Here is a 19177-nt window from a genome sequence, read left to right on the forward strand (position 1 = left end):
TATGCATCGATCATGAATGTTCCCTTTGATCGCCCGCGCCTAAGGCACCTTGTTTCCACGAGCGACGCCCGCATCGTCATCCTTTCCGCTGCAGCGGGGGCGGGCAAAACGGTGCTGATGCAGCAGCTGGCCACGGAGGCTGGTGGGCAGGTCTGCACGGCTCTCCAGCCGCAGCAGACGGATGTTCAAGCAGGTGCGCTCTTCTGGGATGTGCCGCGCAAGGCGCGGACGCTGCGCCTTTCAGACCCGGTGATCGAAAGCGCGGAGCGTATCGTCATCGCCTGCAGGCCGCAGCAGAAGGTCACGGGCCTGGCTCGCGCGCGATTGCACGATGGGGCTCTCATCATCGGGCCGCAGGACCTGTGTTTTGGGGATGCCGACCTCGCCCATCTTCCGGTCGATGTGATGCGGACGGTGATCGATCAATATGCCGGCTGGCCCGCCTTCCTGAGGCTTACTGATGACGGTGAGGACGACGCCCATATCGTCGACTATTGCCGGGAAGCGCTGTTCGCCCATCTCTCGCCTGGTGACATGGCAGCACTGTCGCTCTGGCTTCAGGCGAGTGATCAGCCAGCGCCAGCGATCTGTGCGGAGATTTTGCCGCCTCATCTTCTTTCCCAGCCGGATCGCTATCCCCGACTGCTTGAGATCCTGCGCGAGGCGGTCCATCTCAACCTCGAAACCTATACCAGCCCAGCCGCGCTGAAAGACATCGCCGCGACGCTTGAACATTCGGGCCAAGCCCTCTCAGCCATGGCTCTGCTGCTCGATCATGGACTTGAGGGGCCGGCTGCCAGCATTCTCGAACGGGCCAACGGCCGCGACCTGATCTATCGCAGCAGCGTTGCGGCGTTCCAGGACACCATCATGCGGTTCTCACACGAGATGGTGGCGGCGAACGAAACGATCCTGCTTGCGATCTGCCGGGTGCTGATGAAGCAGGGCGAATTGCATCGCGTTCGCCATCTCCTATCGAAATATCTGGGCTTTGATTTTCTCGATCCGATGAAGGTGCTGGTGAAGGGCTCGCGCTTCTCCTTCGATGCCCGCACCTTTCGGCTGAACCTAATGCTTTCGGAGGACATGACGCCCAATGATGCAATGATCGATCGACTGCGCGAGTTCATGGCAGACTATCCGCTGGGAGAATATGGAAAATGGGCATCCTACTACAACGCGATACTGGAGTTCGAAATTCGCCGCCGCAATTTCCGCGAGGCGGAGGCAGCTGCTGCCCGCGCCCTCATCTATCTGAAGAAGATGGGTGGGCAGCCGCTTCTGGAATTCTTCATTCACCTGCACCAGACCGTCCTGCGCCTGTCGAGCGGCGACGCGCTTCTCGCCCTCAAGGCGGTGAGGGACGCTCGTTCACGCCTGGAGCAGGTTCCGCACGAGGCGCCGGCGGAATTTCGCATGCTGCGTCTCGCCGAAGCCTGCCTAGATTACGAAGCCGGGCGTCACCAGCCGCTGCTCCACTTCGTCCAGACGGACTTCGATGGGTTCGCGGCGGCAGAGATCTGGCCAAGCCTGATGCAATTCGCGCTGCAGTATGCGTCGCAGGCGCTGATCGATCACTTCCCGATGGGCGTGCGGCCGGGCTTTCTCGATGGGCTCTGGATCCATCTGTCTGATGGTCTGCAGTTCCACGCCATGATGGAAATCCGCACCGCTATTGCTTACCAGAATGCCGGCCGCTGGCGTGAGGCTGCTGCAACATTGACGGCCATCCGCATGCCGATGGGCAAGAATTGGATCGACAGCGCGGTGGATGAGCTTTCGCGACTGAACCGGCGCGACGAGATTGCCTATGTCATGGCCTGGCTTCGCGAGGCGGTTCATCTGTGGACACCGCGCGCCTATCTCGCGCAACAGCTGGAGGCCCTGATCGCCAATCCGAAGGTGACCAATCGGGAGCGGGTCGCCCTTGAAATCTGGCTGAGCTATGCGGCCCATCAGCGTCGGGAAACCGGCCTTGCCCGCAGCCATCTGCTATCGGCCCTGGAGAGTGCCAACCGCCTCGGCTGTCATGGTGTGCTGTCGGAAGAGCGCCTGTTTCTGTCGCCGCTTCTGGAGAACAAGCCTCTGCGCAGTTTTGTCGAGAAATCCATCGGTGTCCGCAGTTCGCTGGCAATTTTCAGCTCGTCGCTCAATTCGCCGCATGCTCGTGCCCTCAAAGGCGGGCTTTCGCAACGCGAGGCGCAGATGCTGCAGCTGGCGGCAGCTGGTTTGTCCAACAAGCGCATTGCCGCGACGCTCAACATTTCCGAGGTGACGGTAAAGTACCATATCGGCAACCTTTACCGCAAACTCGGTTGCAGTCGGCGCGCGGAAGCGCTCAGTGCTGCCACCGCGCTTGGCTGGATCAGTTAGAGACGATCGCGGTCAGTTCCGCCTAGCGCTGCACGTCAATTACGACACGTCCGCGGGTCCTGCCGGCAACAATGTCATCAGCCATTCCGGCTTCAGGCGCTGGAAGCGGCTGTACCCGCCCCATTCTGTCTCGGAAAGACCAAAGCCGTTGACCAGCACCCGGTCTCCCGCTTTCCAGAGAGGGGAGCGGGATTCCACCACCGTCCCGGCAATGTCGATGCCGCCCACCATCGGAGTGCGGCGCGCGATGCGTCCCTTGCCGCTGATCGCCAGGCCATCTTTATAATTCAGGCCGGAAAAGGCAATTTCCACAAGCACATCGTGATCTGGCAGATCACCAAGGCTGAGCGCTCGGAAGCCTGCCTGAGGCTTCCCGTCCACCAGATCGATAACGAGGGCGTTGAAGGTTTCGCTCATCGGACGAAGCGCTCCTGTCTCTGAAGAATAAAGGTCACTGTGAAGGTCATGCTTCGGAAGCGGCGGAGAGCTTCCGTTCTTCCCGCGCCTGCAGCGCCGTTTCGACGCTATCGGTGGTTCTGACGCTCGTCGTGGTCGTCGTCACGGAGAAATTTCTTGGGCTTCGCATTCATCGCTTTTGAATGCGACTTGGGAGACTTAGCTCCTGTTTCTGACATGCTCCCCGAGTTTGGTTCAGCGGGAGCTCTTTGAAGCCACCATTTCACTTTTTCCGATGGGCCAGTTCAATGTAACGCGGGTTCACAAGGTCGCGGTCGAGTTTCATAGTTTCGTCATTCTGAAGCTTGCCAAGGTGACCTGCTCGTGACGCCTGCCTCTCCGCAACATCGTGTGCCTTCGTCCGAAACGTCCGATGCGGGTTTGCGCGACCAGTCCTGCCGGACGATGCTGGAGGACCTGCGCCAGCGGGGCGAACTGCTGGTCGTTGACGAGGAGGTCGATCCGATCTTCGATCTTTCGGCGCTGTTCTCCCTCACGCATGATACGCATGCCGTCATCGCCAACCGGGTGAAAGGCTTCGACATCCCCGTCTTCGGCAACCTGCTTGCAAATCGCGACCGCATCGCGCTTGCGCTCGATGTGCCGCGCGAGGGCATCCTGCAATCGCTTCTGGCGTCTGTGCAGAAGCCCGTCACGCCGGTGGTGGTGCAGAAGGCGCCCGTCCAGGATGTCGTGCTGTGGCAGGACGTACTGGTGCGTCTTCCCGTGCCGACTTTCTTTTCCAAGGAGACCGGCCCCTATATCACGGCGGGCCTGATGGTGGCGCGGGATCCGGAAACGGGCCTTGGTAACGCTTCCTATGCACGGCTGAAAATCCTCGGGCCGAACGAGGCGATGATCGGCATTGCACCGAACCATCACCTGGCCATCATGGCCCGCAAGGCGGCGGCAAAGGGCGAGGCACTCCCCTTTGCCGTCGTGCTCGGCGCCCACCCGATCATCCAGCTGGCGGCCTGCCTCTATTTGGGACTCGGTGATGACGAGATGCATTGCGCCGGCGCCCTGTTCGGCGAGCCCGTTCGCATGGCCCGCTGCAAGACCAGCGAAGTTCTCGTGCCCGCCGAGGCGGAAATCGTCATTGAGGGCAAGATCCACGCCGATAACCCGGTCAAGGAAGGCCTGGTCTCCGAATATCACGGCATGTACGAGGATTATGGTAGCGGTGTCCTCGCCACCTTCGATTGCCTGACGATGCGCAAGGACGCCATGTTTCAGGTAATCGAGCCCGGTTATCATGCCGAGCACATTTATCTTGCGGCTATCCCGATCGCGGCCAGCCTGAAGGCACAGCTCTCCCGCGTCATCCTGAATGTCGGTGACGTCGCGGTAACGGCATCCGGCTGTGGGCGAACCAATGTGGTCATCCAGATCCATAATCCCCGGCCGGGTCAGGCACGGCGCGCCATGGCCATCTGCTGGGGGGCGGTCTCCATCGTCAAGACCGTCACCGTCGTGGATTCCGATGTGGACCCCTGGGATCTTGAGGCGGTTGAACTGGCCAAGTCCACACGCATGCGTGCCGAGCGGGATATCCTGATCGTGCCGGGGATGACTGCCGATCGTTCCGAGCCACAGGAGGACAGCTTCCTGGTGACCAAGATCGGCTATGACGCCACCTGCAAGTCGGGCGACCGCAAGGAAGGTTACGACAAGGCGCTGCCGCCGGCGGACTCCTACGAACGCATGCGCGCTGTCATCGCTGGTTTGAGGGAAGGCCGCTGATGCAGAAGGGCTGCCTCATTCCGTCGAAGCCGTATGATCAGGGGGGCGCGCCATGCGCAAGCTGATCATCGGCATCACCGGTGCATCCGGCGCCTGCTACGGCATTCGTGCCTTGCAGATGCTGCGTGAGATCGAGGATGTGCAGACCCATCTGGTCATATCGCCATCTGGCATGCGCACCGCGCTGGAGGAGGGGACTGGCCTTTCCGGCGAGGACATCCGGGCGCTCGCCGATGTCTGTCATCACCACAAGGATATCGGCGCTTCCATCGCCTCGGGCTCGTTCCGGGCGGATGGCATGCTGGTTGCCCCTTGTTCCATCAAGACATTGAGCGGCATAGCCCATTGCTACGCCGATGACCTGATGACCCGGGCAGCGGATGTCTGCCTCAAGGAAAGGCGCCGCGTCGTGCTGATGGTGCGGGAGACGCCGCTGCATGCCGGCCATATCACGTTGATGGACCAGGCGACCCGCAGCGGCGCGATCATCATGCCGCCGGTGCCGGGCTTCTACACGCAGCCAAAGACCATTGAAGACCTTGTGACCCAGACCGTGGGCCGCGCGCTCGACCTCTTCGACATCGATCATCCGAGCGTGCGCCGCTGGAAAAAGGAGTGCGCCACCGAGGCATGACGGAATGCGGATCCGGCAAGCTGTCGGGTTCGATCAAAAAGGGGAACGCCAGCTGACGACAAACGCAGCGGCAAAACTGGAGAAGATCCATGACACAGCTGAATTGCATGATGACATCATCGGCATTGCCGGCCGCGCGTGCCACCGCACTGGCTCTGACGCTGCTTTGTGCCACATCGGCCGGGATCACCCGGGCTGCGGCCGAGGAACAACCCGTTCGGGGTGGTGAGATCACCATCGTCAACGGTTCGGATATCAAGAGCTGGGACCCTGCCATCAACGGCGGCACCTTCCCAGGCGGGCCGATGGACATGCTGGATGCCGTTTACGGCTTCATCGTCTACGTGGATGTCGACGGCAAGGTCCAGGGCGGCATGGCCGAAAGCCTGAAGAGCGATGATGCCAAGGTCTGGACGCTGAAGCTTCGCCCGAACGTGAAGTTTACCGACGGTAATCCGTACGATGCGGAAGCGGTCAAGTTCAACTGGGACCGCGTGGCGGACCCCGCGACCCTGTCCCCGGCGCAGGCTTTCGTTGCCTCGTGGAACAAGGGCATCAAGATTATCGATCCGCTGACGCTTGAGATCACTCTCCCGTCGCCGGATCGCAATTTCGGTTCGTCGCTCGCCCAGCTCGCCCCGTTCATCGCCTCTCCGGCGGCGCTGAAAGCTGCCGAGAAGAAGACCGACATCAAGCCGGTCGGCGCTGGCCCCTTCCTCTTCGACAGCTGGAACCAGGGCGTGTCGATGACGATGAAGCGCAATCCGAACTACTGGGACCAGCCTCGGCCCTACCTGGATACGCTGAAGTTCGTCGTCATCCCGGAAACCAACAGCCGTATCTCAACCGTGGTTCAGGGCGGTGCGACGATGATGGCGGGCTATCCCTACCAGTTCGGCTCCAACGCGACGGCCGAAGGAGTGACGACGCATGAGATCAAGATCCCCGGCCTTTACCGCGCCTATTTCAATCAGGCGAGCGGCGTCTTTACCGATCGCCGCGCTCGCGAAGCCTTCTATGAAGCCATTCAGCGTACACGGCTCATGAAGGCCTATACGCAGGTCGACGGCTATGTGATGCCGACAAACTACTTCACCGCATCGTCTCCCTATTACGACGCGACCTACAAGCTGCCGGAATACAATCCTGAAGGTGCCCAGAAGTTGTTCAACGCGCTGGCGAAGGACGGCAAGAAGTTCGACATCAAGATCGTCACCTATTCCAACTCAGACCTGAAGCGTCTTGGCTCCTATCTGCAGCAGGCGCTCGGCGCCTATGAGAATGTCAGCGTCAAGCTGGAACTCGTTGATCAGGCCATGTTGACCCCGACTTGCAAGACGCAGGGCAATTTCGATCTCTGCATCGATGGTGGCGTGCTGGTGTCGAACGGCGCCGAGCCGATCATCTCCAACCTGCTTGGCTCGAAGGGAAGCGACAATTGGGGTAAGTATAGCAGCCCTGAGATGGACAAGGCGCTGGCCGCGGCTAATGCGACCATGGACCCGAAGGCCGTGAAGGCTGCCTATGCTGAAGTTCAGAAGCTCGTGGTGCAGGATCTGCCGCTCTACATCTTCGGTTCGGAAACCCGCCATTTGCTCATCCGCAACAACACCGGCGGCATTGTCCCGTCCAACGGCGGCATTCTGCAAAAGCAGTTCCTCTTCGTCTGCAAGAGCGCCTGCACGACCAAGTGAAACTTGGGGAGGCCTCGCTGAGGAGGCCTCCCGTTCCGCCGCGATCCTCGTTGGCGACAAACCCGTCTGTCGTGTCCTGATGGCGCGGCACCCACTTCTGCGAAGGTAGATTTCGATGTTTGATAAGCGTCCCCGGACAACGTTTCGCGCCCTGATGTCGGCAGGACAGGTGTTCACCCCTTGCGTCTGGGATTGCTATTCCGCCAAGGCGGCGGAAATGGCGGGTTTCAAGGCGATCCTGCTCAGCGGCGCTTCGCTTGGCTTCAGCATGTCCGGCGTACCCGACATGGGGCTGCACAATCAGGAAGAGCTCGTCTGGGCAACGGACCGCATCTCGGACTATTCGCCTCTGCCGCTGATCATCGATGCCGATGATTGCTTTGGCGATGTGGCGCAGGCTTACCGCACCTGCCGCAGGCTAGCCAAGGCGGGTGCCGCAGCCATTCTGCTTGAGGATACGCCGAATGAGCGCGGCTATGCCCGTTTCGGGCGCGCCATGGAAGCGGCGACGCTTGCCGGCAAGCTGGACGGCAATATCGATCATCCCGTCGTGTCGCAGGAGCTTTGGCTCGCCAAGATCAAGGCTGCGCTCGATGCCTGCGCGGGCACCGACTGCGTGGTGATCGCCCGCACCGAATCCAAGCTCGAAAAGGGGCTGGACGACGCGATCGAGCGCTGTGTCCGCGCCGAGGAACTGGGCGCGGAAATGACCTATGTTCATGGCCTGCGCACGCTGGAAGAATGCCAGAAAGTCGCCAAGGCACTGCCAGGCTGGAAGATGTTCGGCGATGTCGCCACCGTCAACGGCAAGGCCTTCGTGGAACTGGAGGACATCGCCGCCCTCGGCTTCAACCTCGTGACCATGCATTACCTCGAAAAGGGATCGATGTGGGGCATGATGGATTTCGGCCGTCGCGTCTTTGCCGAAAGCAGCACCCGCTATTCCGACGAGCACACTATGGGCGGGCTGACCAAGGAAGAGCAGCGCCAGCTCCTGGAGCGCGATATCGGCTGGCTGGCTGCCGAGGACGAGTGGAAGAAGATCTGATCTGGCATGCGGTTTGCTGGGTCCGGCGGACATCTCGGTCTGCCGGCGACAATCCTTCACACGATAATCTTTCAAACCGGGCAGCGAGGAAAGGGATCACCATGACAAATCTGATGCCCTATGCCAGGGCGATATCGGGCCGCCTTCTGGCTGGAATCCCGGTCTTCGTGCTGGTGACCTTCGGTGCGACGGCGCTCTCCAGCCTTGCCCCCGGTTCAGCAGCCCAGCTGATCCTCGGTGACAATGCCACCCCCGAACAGATTGCCCAGTTGAACAGCGCCTATGGCTATGACCTGCCTCTTTGGGAGCGGTATCTGAAGTGGCTCGCTAATCTGCTGCGCGGTGATCTCGGCGAAACCCTCTTCAGCCAGCAACCCGTGCTGCAGGTGGTGTTCGACCGGGCCGCCGTGACCTTCGAAATTGCCTTCCTCGCCATGCTGGTGTCGCTGATCAGCATTCCCTTGGCGATGTTTGCCGCCAGCCATCCGGGCGGCATGGTCGACCGGATTCTGCGGTCCGTCTCATCGATCCTGTTGGCCGTGCCGACCTTCGTCATCGTCGTGCTGCTGTCCTACATCTTCGCCATCGTCCTGCGCTGGCTGCCGGCCACCGGCTGGGCCAATCTGAGCCAGAACCCGCTGGCAAACCTGCGCTATGTGGCGCTTCCCGTCCTCTGCCTCAGCCTGCACCAGACGGCCTATCTCTACCGGGTTGCCCGCAACGAGATGGTGGCAAGCCTGCAGGAGGATTTCGTGCAGGTGGCCCGTGCGCGCGGTCTTCCGCTTGGCTACATCATGTTCCGCCATGTGCTCCGCCCGTCCATGCCGCAGATCCTGACGGTGATGGGCCTGTCGCTCACCTATATGCTGGCCGGTTCCTTCGTGGTGGAAAGCTACTTTGCCGTGCCCGGCATCGGCTGGACCGTGCTGACAGCCGTCAAAAGCCATGACATCCCGCTGGTTCAGGCCATCTTGTCGCTGACGGTCGTCATCTTCGTCGTCATCTTCATGCTGGTCGATATCGGCTATGCGATCATCGATCCGAGGGTTTCCGTATCATGAGACCCGTCGACGCCCATTCGAACCCTGCATCATCGACGAGCCTGGCGGATATCGCGCGCGCCGCCATGCCGGCAACCGCCAGACTGCGGTTTCCGGGGGCTGGCATGTTCGACATGCTGGCTATCGCCTTCCTGGCGCTGCTTGTCCTCGTTGCGCTTTTCGTGGACATCATCCCCGGCCTGGTCAGCCCGAAATTCCCCTATGGCGATTTTTCGCAGCTGCCGGACCTGACGCTGAACGGCTTGTTCGGCACAGACGAGATCGGCCGCAGCATTCTCTCCCGCGTGCTTTACGGCGCCAGGGCGTCGCTCTCGATCGTTCTGGTGGCGACCTGCCTTTCGGTTTCCGTCGGCATCCTGCTTGGCATGCTGGCCGGTTATTATCGTGGGCCGCTGGAGCGGATGGTCGATCTCTATGCCAACACCATGTCGGCACTGCCCTCCATTCTGGTGGTACTCGCCTTCGTCACGGCGACCGGGACCTCGGTGCTCGCCATCATGCTGATCCTCGGCATCCTCGACATCGGCACTTATGCGCGCGTCGCAAAGGCCGGCGTGATCTCCCAGAACAACAGGGACTATGTGCTGGCGGCACGCGCGATGGGTGCCAGCGATGCCCGCATCATGATCCGGGAAATTCTTCCCAATCTGGTTCCGGCGCTCACCGCCGTCATGCCGACGCTGATGGCCGGCCTCATCATCACCGAGGGCTCGCTCAGCTTCCTGGGCTATGGCATTCCGGCGCCGGCCCCAAGCTGGGGCGGCATGATTGCCGCGTCCACCGATCTGCTCAGCCGCTTCCCGGTGCTCATCGTCGGGCCGACGGGAGCCATCGTGCTGACGGTCTATGCCCTCAATACGGTTGGCGACTATCTTGCCCAGCGTCTCAACAGCCGCGAACGGGGGAACTGACATGTCTTCAGCCCCTAATTCCGCCATTCTTGAATGCCGCGACATGTCGTGCCTGATTTCGGCGCGGCCTGAGCCGCTGCGCGTGCTGGAGCATATCGATTTTTCCGTGGCGCGCCGAACCTCGCTTGGCATTGTCGGCGAATCCGGTGCGGGAAAGTCCATGCTGATCAAGTCGATCATGGGCATTGCGCCGAAAAGCGTGCAGGTCAGCGGCGCCATTTCGATCGACGGACAGGATCTGTCCGGGATGAAGCCGAAGGAGCGTGCGGCCTTCATTGGCCGTAAGGTTGGCATCGTCTTCCAGAACCCGATGACCTCGCTCAACCCCTATGTGCCCGTCGGACGCCAGGTGGCGGAAGCCGCACGCCGGCATCTCGGGCTGTCACGGGAGGCGGCGAGAAACCGCGCCATCGAACTGCTGTCGGTGGTCGGCATCGCCGATGCTGCGGAATGTTACGGCTATTACCCGCACCATTTTTCCGGCGGCATGAAGCAGCGCATCATGATTGCCGCGGGCCTCGTCTGTGACCCGGAATTGCTGATCGCCGACGAGGCGACGACGGCGCTCGATGTCACCGTGCAGAAGGAAGTCCTCGACCTCCTGCAGACGATCCAGGAAGAACGGCGCATGTCGCTGATCCTCGTCTCCCATAATCTGGGTGTCGTTGCGGGCCGCACGGATGAGGTTCTCGTGCTCTATGGCGGCCGCGTCGTCGAGTATGGCCCGACAGCGGAGGTCTTCCGCAATCCGCGCCACCGCTATACCGAGGCGCTGCTGTCGGCCATGCCGCAGATGGATCAGCCGGCACACAGCCGATTGCGGACCATACCCGGCCAGCCGCCGAGCCTCGCCGCCAAACCGGATGGATGTCCGTTTGCGCCGCGCTGCGCGGTCGCGGCCGATATCTGCCGGCGCGTCATGCCGCCCATGGCAGTCGCATCGGACTCCAGGCACCGGTTCGCCTGCCACCTGCCGCTGGAAGCCCAAGCGCCTATGCGTTCGCCTGATCCCATTGTCGCTCAGGGAGGCGTCGGTCATGCGTCCTGATATGCCTTCGCCCGCCGTGGCGGACCAGCCTTTGATCAGCATCGAGAACCTTTCGGTGCAGTTCACCCGTGCCGGCAAGCAGATGCGTGCCGTTCAGGATGTCTCCCTGCATGTGGCGCCTGGCGAAACGCTTGGGCTTGTCGGCGAAAGCGGCAGCGGCAAGACGACGATCGGCCGCGCGCTGCTGCGCCTTTTGCCCGAGGCCAATACGCAATGGCAGGGTTCGATCCGCTATCAGGGCACCGATCTTGCGGGCCTTTCGAAGACGGATATGCGGCGCATGCGCGGCCGTCTGCAGATGATCTTTCAGGATCCGGTGTCCTCCTTCAATCCGCGGCGAAAGATCGAGGACATCGTGGCCGAAGGGCTGGAGATCCAGGGCATAGAGCGTTCCGAACGGAAGCTTCGCATGGAGGCGGCCTTGCGCGATGTCGGCTTTTCGCTTGCCGATGTGGCAGGTCGCAGGCCGCACCAGTTTTCCGGCGGACAGTGCCAGCGTATCGCGATTGCCCGGGCGCTGGCGGTGCAGCCGGAACTGATCGTCTGCGACGAGCCTGTCGCCTCGCTCGACGTCTCGGTCCAGGCGCATATCATCAATCTGCTGCAGGATATCCGCGAAGCCCGCCGGCTGACCATGATCTTCATCTCGCATGATCTCGCGGTGGTGAAGAATGTCAGCGACAAGGTCGCGGTTCTCTACATGGGCAAGGTCGTCGAGGTTGGAACCGGCGAGCAGGTCTACAGCCGACCGGCGCATCCCTATACGCGCACCCTGCTCGAAGCCGTGCCGGTTGTTGATGCCAGCCGCAAGATCAAGCCGGCGGCGGAGCGCATGGTCATGCCGTCCAGAAACCGGCCGCCGGAGGGCTGTGCCTTCCGCCTTCGCTGCCCGCGCGCTGCCGATCGCTGCGCGAAGGAAGAACCAGTGCTCGGCGTCGGACCGGGTGGGCAATCGGTTGCCTGTCATTTTCCGCATGACGAGCCGGCGCCCAATCTCGTGTCGGAAAGCGCGTGAGATGGCCATGCAGGACGAGACATTTTCCGAAATGCTCTGGCCGGACATGCTGCGCCTCTACGCAATGCCAGATGTTGCACCGCTCTGCCTCAGCCTGCAGGACGAGGCCGATGTGGATGTTCCGCTGCTTCTGTTTTTGGTCCTGGCGGATCGTCATCAGTTGGGATGCTCCGCTGCAGATCTTCAGACGTTTCTCTCCGCCGCGTCCCAGTGGCGCGAAACCGTCTTGCGGCCGCTACGGGATATTCGCCGCGCGATGAAGAACGCCTTCGACGGAGAGGGTGAGACGGCGCTGCGCGATGAGATCAAGCGCCTCGAGCTTCAAGCGGAAAAGCAGCATGTGGCGCGGCTTGCCCGCAATTTCACGCCGTCTGACGGCGCGGTGGGATTGCTGGCTCGACGTTATCTCACCGAAAGGGCCATTCCTGCGCATCTGCTACACGCGTTTAAGGATGTCTTCCCTCCCGCTGTCGCCGCCTTGGGCCCGATGCACAGCTCCGACATCATTTCCATGACTTCAGCCAGGACCATAGCGCCATGAGTGATTTCGATACCGTGATCCGAGGAACTCTCGTCAACGAGGATGGCGTCACCGAAGGTGGATATATCGCCATTCGCGATGGAAAGATTGCCCATCTCGGACAGGGGGCGGCACCCTCGGCCCGCGAGGTGCATGATTTCGGTTCGGCGCTGGTTCTGCCGGGCACGATCGACGGTCAGGTTCATTCGCGCTCGCAGAAGGACCAGGAGGATTTCGTCTGGTCGACGCGTTCGGCGGCGGCAGGTGGCGTTACCACGGTCGTCGATATGCCCTATGACGCCGGCGCTCTGATCTGCACCGCCGATCTTCTGACGGAAAAGGCGGAAAGTGCGGCGAAACAGGCGCGGGTCGATTTCGCGCTCTATGGGACGATCCGTCCCTCGGAAGGTCCGGCCCATATCGATGCCATGGCGAAAGCCGGTGCGATCGGCTTCAAGTTCTCCACTTTCGAGACGGATCCGAACCGCTTTCCGCGCATTCCGACGCCTCTGCTTTATTCCGCCTTTGAAGCGGTCGCCAGAACCGGCCTCATTGCCGGCGTCCACAACGAAAACGACGAATGCGTGAAGGTGTGGAGCGATGCGGTGAAGGCGACGGGCCGCACCGATTATCTGACCCATGGCGAATCCCGCCCGCCGATTGCCGAAACGCTGGCGATTGCCGAAGTCTACGAGATCGCCGAGGCCACCGGCTGCTCCGCGCATATCGTGCATTGCTCGGTGGGGCGGGGCTATGAACTGGCCCAGGCCTACCGGGCGCAAGGGGTCGATGCGACGATCGAGGCCTGCATTCATTATCTTGTGCTGAGCGAGGAGGAGGATGTGTCGCGCCTCATCGGGCGCGCCAAGTGCAACCCACCCATTCGCTCCTCCAATGAGCGGGAGAAGATCTGGAAGCATCTGGCCGAGGGCCATGTGACCATTGTCTCCACCGATCACGTGTCCTGGAGCCTGTCGGCCAAGTCCTCGCCTAAAATGCTGGAGAACTCCTCCGGCATGCCGGGGCTCGAAGTGCTGCCAAGCCTGCTCCTGGATGGCCTGACGGAACGCGGCCTGCCGCTAACGCATGCGCCGCGCCTGCTCTCAACCAATGTTGCGCGGCTTTTCCGCCTGACGGACCAGAAGGGGTCTCTCGCGCTGGGCCTCGACGCCGATATCGCCGTCTTTGCCGAGCGTCCGCGCATCTACGATCCCTCCGCCAGCGGACACAACATCGTCGGCTGGAGCCCCTATGAGGGCCGCACGATCCGCCATGCGCCGGTCGCGACATTCCAGCGGGGTCGGATGATCTTCGACGGCACGAATGTTCTGGCAGAGCCGGGCGCCGGCCGGTTCATCCGTCCGACCGTCACTGCCCTGGGCGGTGCGGCATGAACGCGATGATCCGCACGGACAGGCAGAAGCTGCAGGCGGATTTCGATGCCTTGGCGGCGCTGACTGAACCGGGCCGCCCTTGGACCCGCCGATCCTTCACGCCGTTGTTCCTCAAGGGCAGGGAGTATCTGCAGCGACGCTTTGCGGAAGAGGGGCTGGACTGCCGCATTGACGTTGCCGGAAACCTGATCGGTCGTTGGGAAGGCAATAATCCTTCGCTGCCCGTCCTGATGACGGGATCGCACAGCGATACAGTGCCGAGTGGCGGCCGCTTTGATGGCATTGCCGGTATTCTCACAGGGCTTGCTGCCATCTCTGCGCTACGCAAAGCCGGCATTCGGCCGTCCCATACGATCGAGCTCGTCGATTTCCTGGCGGAAGAACCCAGCGAATGGGGACTATCCTGCATCGGCAGCCGGGGCATGGCGGCTGCGCTGGAGCCGCATCATTTCGATCTGAAGGGGCCGAACGGTGAGGATCTGGCGTCTGCCATCACCCGCATGGGCGGCAAGCCGGAACAGATCCGCCAGAGCCGCCGCACGGATATCGACCGTTTTGTCGAGATCCATATCGAGCAGGGGCCGGTTCTGGAAAGGTCAGGCATGCCTATCGGCGTTGTCACGGCCATTGCCGGGATTGCCCGACTTCGCATCCGTTTCGAGGGCGAGGCGGGGCATGCCGGTACGACGCCCATGGACATGCGGGCCGATGCGGGTCTTGCCGCGGCAAGGCTGGCGCTGGCGCTTCGCGATGCGGCACGTGCTGTCACCGGGCAGGGGCATTTTACCGCCACGACTGGCATCATGCGGTTCGAGCCGGGTGGGGCCAATGTCGTTCCCGGCGCTGCAGAACTGATCGTTGATATCCGCGCTGAACAGGACGCGGCCATGGACACCTTCCTGAAAACGGCCGAAGGACTTGCCGGATCGGCAGCCGATGCCGAGGGTTGCCGTGTGGCATCCTTTGAACGCTTGAGCCGGACCTTTGCCGTTGCCTGCGACGAAGCCACCCGCACCCTCATTTCGACGGCGGCAAGCGATATGGGCCTTGCCGCCATGCCGCTCGCATCGGGCGCCGGGCACGATGCCGCTTTCGTGGCGCAGATTGCACCCGCCGCGATGATCTTCGTGCCCTCGAAGGGAGGGCGAAGCCATACACCAGAGGAATGGACCGATCTGGAGGCGATCGCGCTCAGCGCCGACCTTCTGGCGCTGACACTGCTGCGCCTGGATACCAGAAAACACACCTGAACACCGCGGAGCCGTGCTTCGGGCCGGCTTCCATACTCATCTGAAGGACCACATCATGACTACCATCATTCTCGACGGCGACACCCTTTCGATCGATCAGGTCGTGCAGATCGCCCGCGAGCATGCGCAGGTGGAGATTTCCCCCGCCGCCCGCGCCGAGATCATCAAGAAGCGTGCCTATATCGAGGAGAACTGGCTGACGGAAAATGCGCCAGCCACCTACGGCTTCAACACCGGCGTCGGCAAGCTGAAGGACTACAAGATCAACCAGTCCGACAATGTCCAGTTCCAGAAGAATATCGTGCTCTCGCACTGCTCGGGCATCGGCGAACCGGCATCCGAGGAGATCGTGCGCGCCATGATGGCGGTGCGCATCAACGCCTTCTGCGTCGGGGTGTCGGGCCTGCGCATGGAAGTGGTGGACCGTCTGGTGGCCATGTTGAACCGCGGCGTGCATCCGGTGGTGCCTATCCAGGGTTCGGTCGGGGCATCGGGCGATCTGGCGCCGCTTGCGCATATGGTTTCCGTGCTGATCGGCTTCGAGGAGGCGGAAGCCTTCTACAAGGGCGAGCGCATGGCCGCTCCGAAGGCGCTGGAGCTTGCCGGCATTTCCCCGGTCGAGTTCGAGCTGAAGGCCAAGGATTGCCTAGCTCTCATCAACGGCAACAGCCTGTGCGCCGGCATGGCGGCGCTGACATTGCATGACGCGGAAAAGATGATGAAGATGGCAGACGCCATTGGCGCGCTCAGCCTGGAAGCCATTCGCGGCGAGCAGGCCGCCTTCGATGCCCGCATCCATGAGGCGCGCAAGCAGCCGGGACAGATCAAGGCTGCAGAAAATATCCGCCGTCTGATCGCCGGTTCGAGACGCACCTCGGAGGCCTCGCGCGCCGTGCATCTGGAAGATGACATTCTGCACCCGACCTACCATCCGCGCGTCCAGGACCAGTATTCCTTCCGCTGCCTGCCGCAGGTGCATGGCAGCTGCCGTGACCAGCTGGAGCATGCCAAGTCGGTGGTAACGCGGGAGTTGAACGCGGCAACCGACAATCCGCTGGTGTTCTGGAATGAGAATGGTGCGCTGGAATTCCTCTCGGGCGGCAATTTCCACTGCGAACCCATCGCCTTTGCCATGGATCTCGCGGCGATCGCCCTCATTGAAATCGGCAATATCTCCGAACGCCGACTGTTTGCACTCTGCGACACCACGCTCAACTACGGCCTGCCGCCGAACCTCGCCGGCAAGCCGATCGGCCTCAACTATGGCTACGGCATCATTTCCACGGCTGCTGCCGCCGTTGCCTCGGAAAACAAGACGCTGGCCTTTCCTTCGGTCGCCGATACGATCCCGACGAAGAGCAGCCAGGAAGATCATGTCTCGATGGCGGCCTGGTCCTGCCGCAAGGCGCAGCAGGTTCTCGACAACATGCCGAAGATCATCGGGGTCGAAGTGTTGCTCGCCACGAAGGCGATCTTCTTGACGCGCCATGCGCTCGGGCATTTCCAGCTGGGGAAGGGCACGCAGCCCCTCTATGACGCAATGGCAGCGGTCATCCCGCTACAGGAAGGCGACGGCTACATGCAGAAGCAGATCAAGCCGGCCTTTGCCATGGTGACCGGCGGCCGCGTCCTTGAGGTCGTCGAGACGGCCGTTGGGGCGCTGGCCTGAGGGCCGGCACGGGCCGGGGAGGAGACCTAATCTCCGGCCTTGTCTGGACATGAGGTTGCGCTGCAATATGCCCTTGAGGGTCGGCGCCCCCCTGCTATTCTGGCCGGCATGGAAAAGAACCCCATTGAGCTTCGTCTCCTGGCCAGCTTCATTTCGGCCTGCCAGAATTCCCGCATTTCAGATACTGCGGCCAGTCTCGGACATACGACGTCGGCGCTGAGTACCGCGCTCCATAAACTTGAAGAGCGGATGGGGCTGAAACTCTTTGTCCGCCACGGCGGGCATCTGCACTTGACGGCGCCGGCCTTCTGGCTCTTCCGTCACGGTTGCGAACTGCTGATGCTGGAGGATTATGCCCGCCGCGCCTGCAGGCAACCTCCGGATCATCTCAACAAGCTCATCGTAATGCTTGACCTCAGCCTGGCGATCGGCCGCTTCTCCAAGGCGCTGATCAAGGCGACGCAGGACATGATGCGCCTTCATGCCGACACCTGGGTGGAATGGCGATTTGCCGATGCGAGCGCAAGTGCGGCGGGCGAGGATGCCGAGGAGCAGATGGACAGTCTGTTCGGCACGCGCGTCGAGCATGTGCGCATTGCCTATGACGAAGCGGAAGGCGTGGTCTCCGCTCGTGGCCATCTCTATGATGACGCCTGGATCGTGGCGGGCGGACATGGCACGGATCTCGATATCGAGGCGGGTGGTGAACCTGCCATCGTGATGAAGATGCGGCCGTCGCTGCTCAAGGCGCTTTCTACCCACATGGAAGGCCGCTCTCTCTCCCATCGGCTTCGTTACATTGATGCGGAGCCCGCCCGCTTCGGCGAGCTTCTGGTGGAATCGCCGCATCACCGTTTCCTGATGCCTGCGAGCATGCTGGCAGAGCGCATGGGGCTCACGCGGATTGACTGGGTGCCTCTCACGCCGGGGCTGATCTCGCCGCTCTCGGGTCATGTCCTGGAGACGCGGACGGGCCGCGGCGCCAGTTTTCTGAACCTGCTGGCCGATAGCCTGAAATCGGAAATCAAGGGACTGACATTCGAGCCGCGTCTCAGCATGCGGCAAGTCAGCTATTTCAACCTCACGTGCTCGGCCGGCGGCATCTCTGCGGCGGCCCGTGTTGCCAATCTCGCGCAGTCGTCGATTTCAGCGCAGATCCAGAAAATGGAAACTGCCATCGGCTGCCCGCTGCTGGAGCGTCGGGGCGATGGGCTGGTGCTGTCGCAGCAGGGGGGCGTAGCGCTGCGGCTGTCGCGGGCCATGGAGGACCGCCAGGCCACGCTCGTGCGCCAGGCGCTGGATCTGGCAGCCCATGCACAGGCGAGAATTCGCATTGGTACGCTTCCAAGTTCCGGTCATGACAGCGTGATGACCGAGAAGATCGCGAAAGTGGTGACCAGCATCCATTCCGCGCATCCGAACTGGTTGTTGCAAGTCAGCGAGGGATCCAATTCCCTGCTGCATGAGAAGGTGAAGAGCGGAGACCTGCACCTAGCCATCGTCGGTTCTGCGGAGCCACAGGTCGCCCGCATTCCACTCGGGCCGACGGAGGCGCTGTCTGTGGTGGCGCGTCCCGACTTTCAGTTCCCCGAGGGGGAGGAACTGGCGCTGGAGCAGGTCTGCAGTCTCCCCATGGTGCTGGGCGTGCGCCATCTGAGCATTCATCAAAGTCTGATGCAGGTTGCCCGCGCCCGCAATTGTTCGCTCAACCCTGTCATCGAGGTGGGGTCGCTGGCCCTTGCGATCGCGATCGTGCGGCATTCGCCACTTTGCACCGTGCTGCCGGCATCGTCTGTGCGAAAGGATGTCAAGGCAGGCCTCCTGAAAGCGCGCAGGATTCGCCGCGACGAAATTCCGGGCGCGCTCTCGGTGATCTTTTCAGCGAGTCGGTCACTATCCGAACCGGAGCGGGTTTTGATCCAGGCGTTCCAGCGTGTTTTTAAGGGTAATTCCGGTGATTGGGCAGACGCCCTTGATGAAGCGTGAACAAATGCTCCTCCTGCGCTACGCGATTAAGACAGGCTCTAGCTGACAACGCAGCCCTCTGATCTTGGATCTCGACCTGTCGCATCATTCTGACGTCGACCGAACGGTGCTAGATCAGGGCGAATGGTGTCGTCTCTAGGCAGTTTTATTGGATCGTCCGAAGCGGGTAGTCACTCGAAGGTAGGACAGTCTGTCGAACGAACACTCAATTTTGTGCTGCCGAATGATCGCTTATGATCGACTTTGCGCATTTACGTGATGATAACCAAGCTGTGCGCCAATATCTCGTGATCGGCCCGGTGCTTAAGCGATGATTATCCGGAATTTAACGGGTTTCTATTATATAATTTAGCTCGTGCAAACTGGTTTATCCTT

At 61.7% G+C, this 19177-nt stretch carries 14 protein-coding genes and 1 pseudogene; 14 read left to right on the forward strand and 1 reads right to left on the reverse strand.

Annotated features, from left to right (window positions below):
* Positions 1–12 precede the first annotated feature (12 nt).
* The gene (locus Q2T52_RS10315; RefSeq protein ID WP_302076635.1) at positions 13–2373 is read left to right on the forward strand and encodes a helix-turn-helix transcriptional regulator; all 2361 of its coding nucleotides are present in this window, start codon (positions 13–15) and stop codon (positions 2371–2373) included.
* A 69-nt stretch (positions 2374–2442) separates the two neighbouring features.
* On the opposite strand, the pseudogene Q2T52_RS10320 reads toward Q2T52_RS10315, so the two are convergent.
* Positions 2443–2790: pseudogene (locus Q2T52_RS10320) on the reverse strand (alcohol dehydrogenase catalytic domain-containing protein); the annotation flags it as partial.
* Between the two features lie 444 nt (positions 2791–3234).
* Between Q2T52_RS10320 and Q2T52_RS10325 the strand changes: the two are divergent.
* The 13 genes from Q2T52_RS10325 (at position 3235) to Q2T52_RS10385 (ending at position 18802) form a co-directional block, all read left to right on the forward strand.
* A complete protein-coding gene (locus Q2T52_RS10325) occupies positions 3235–4572 on the forward strand; it encodes a UbiD family decarboxylase (RefSeq protein ID WP_367187297.1) in 1338 nt (445 codons plus the stop codon).
* Between the two features lie 52 nt (positions 4573–4624).
* Positions 4625–5206 (forward strand): UbiX family flavin prenyltransferase, encoded by a 582-nt coding sequence (locus Q2T52_RS10330; RefSeq protein ID WP_302076637.1) that lies wholly within the window; start codon positions 4625–4627, stop codon positions 5204–5206.
* Positions 5207–5295: 89 nt separating this feature from the next.
* Positions 5296–6900, forward strand: a complete 1605-nt coding sequence (locus Q2T52_RS10335) for an ABC transporter substrate-binding protein (RefSeq protein ID WP_302076638.1) — start codon at positions 5296–5298, stop codon at positions 6898–6900.
* Between the two features lie 115 nt (positions 6901–7015).
* The gene (locus Q2T52_RS10340; RefSeq protein WP_302076639.1) at positions 7016–7948 is read left to right on the forward strand and encodes an isocitrate lyase/PEP mutase family protein; all 933 of its coding nucleotides are present in this window, start codon (positions 7016–7018) and stop codon (positions 7946–7948) included.
* A 101-nt stretch (positions 7949–8049) separates the two neighbouring features.
* Positions 8050–9009, forward strand: coding sequence for an ABC transporter permease (locus Q2T52_RS10345; RefSeq protein ID WP_302076640.1), 960 nt, complete (start codon positions 8050–8052; stop codon positions 9007–9009).
* Positions 9006–9920, forward strand: coding sequence for an ABC transporter permease (locus tag Q2T52_RS10350; protein WP_302076641.1), 915 nt, complete (start codon positions 9006–9008; stop codon positions 9918–9920). The genes Q2T52_RS10345 and Q2T52_RS10350 overlap by 4 nt, the downstream gene beginning before the upstream one ends.
* A gap of 1 nt (position 9921) precedes the next feature.
* A complete protein-coding gene (locus Q2T52_RS10355) occupies positions 9922–10968 on the forward strand; it encodes an ABC transporter ATP-binding protein (protein WP_302076642.1) in 1047 nt (348 codons plus the stop codon).
* Positions 10958–11983, forward strand: a complete 1026-nt coding sequence (locus Q2T52_RS10360; protein WP_302076643.1) for an ABC transporter ATP-binding protein — start codon at positions 10958–10960, stop codon at positions 11981–11983. Before Q2T52_RS10355 ends, Q2T52_RS10360 begins: the two co-directional genes overlap by 11 nt.
* Before the next feature lie 7 nt (positions 11984–11990).
* On the forward strand, positions 11991–12524 hold the full coding sequence (locus Q2T52_RS10365) for a TIGR02444 family protein (RefSeq protein ID WP_302076644.1): 534 nt from the start codon (positions 11991–11993) through the stop codon (positions 12522–12524).
* Positions 12521–13897, forward strand: coding sequence for a hydantoin-5-propionate amidohydrolase (gene ertD, locus Q2T52_RS10370; protein ID WP_302076646.1), 1377 nt, complete (start codon positions 12521–12523; stop codon positions 13895–13897). Before Q2T52_RS10365 ends, ertD begins: the two co-directional genes overlap by 4 nt.
* Positions 13894–15147: a Zn-dependent hydrolase gene (locus tag Q2T52_RS10375; RefSeq protein WP_302076648.1), complete on the forward strand. Its 1254-nt coding sequence runs from the start codon at positions 13894–13896 to the stop codon at positions 15145–15147. Before ertD ends, Q2T52_RS10375 begins: the two co-directional genes overlap by 4 nt.
* Positions 15148–15202: 55 nt before the next feature.
* Positions 15203–16816: a histidine ammonia-lyase gene (hutH, locus tag Q2T52_RS10380; RefSeq protein WP_302076649.1), complete on the forward strand. Its 1614-nt coding sequence runs from the start codon at positions 15203–15205 to the stop codon at positions 16814–16816.
* A 39-nt stretch (positions 16817–16855) separates the two neighbouring features.
* Positions 16856–18802, forward strand: coding sequence for a LysR family transcriptional regulator (locus Q2T52_RS10385; protein ID WP_302076650.1), 1947 nt, complete (start codon positions 16856–16858; stop codon positions 18800–18802).
* Positions 18803–19177 lie beyond the last annotated feature (375 nt).

The organism is Rhizobium oryzicola, from assembly GCF_030504645.1.
Taxonomy (GTDB): domain Bacteria; phylum Pseudomonadota; class Alphaproteobacteria; order Rhizobiales; family Rhizobiaceae; genus Neorhizobium; species Neorhizobium oryzicola.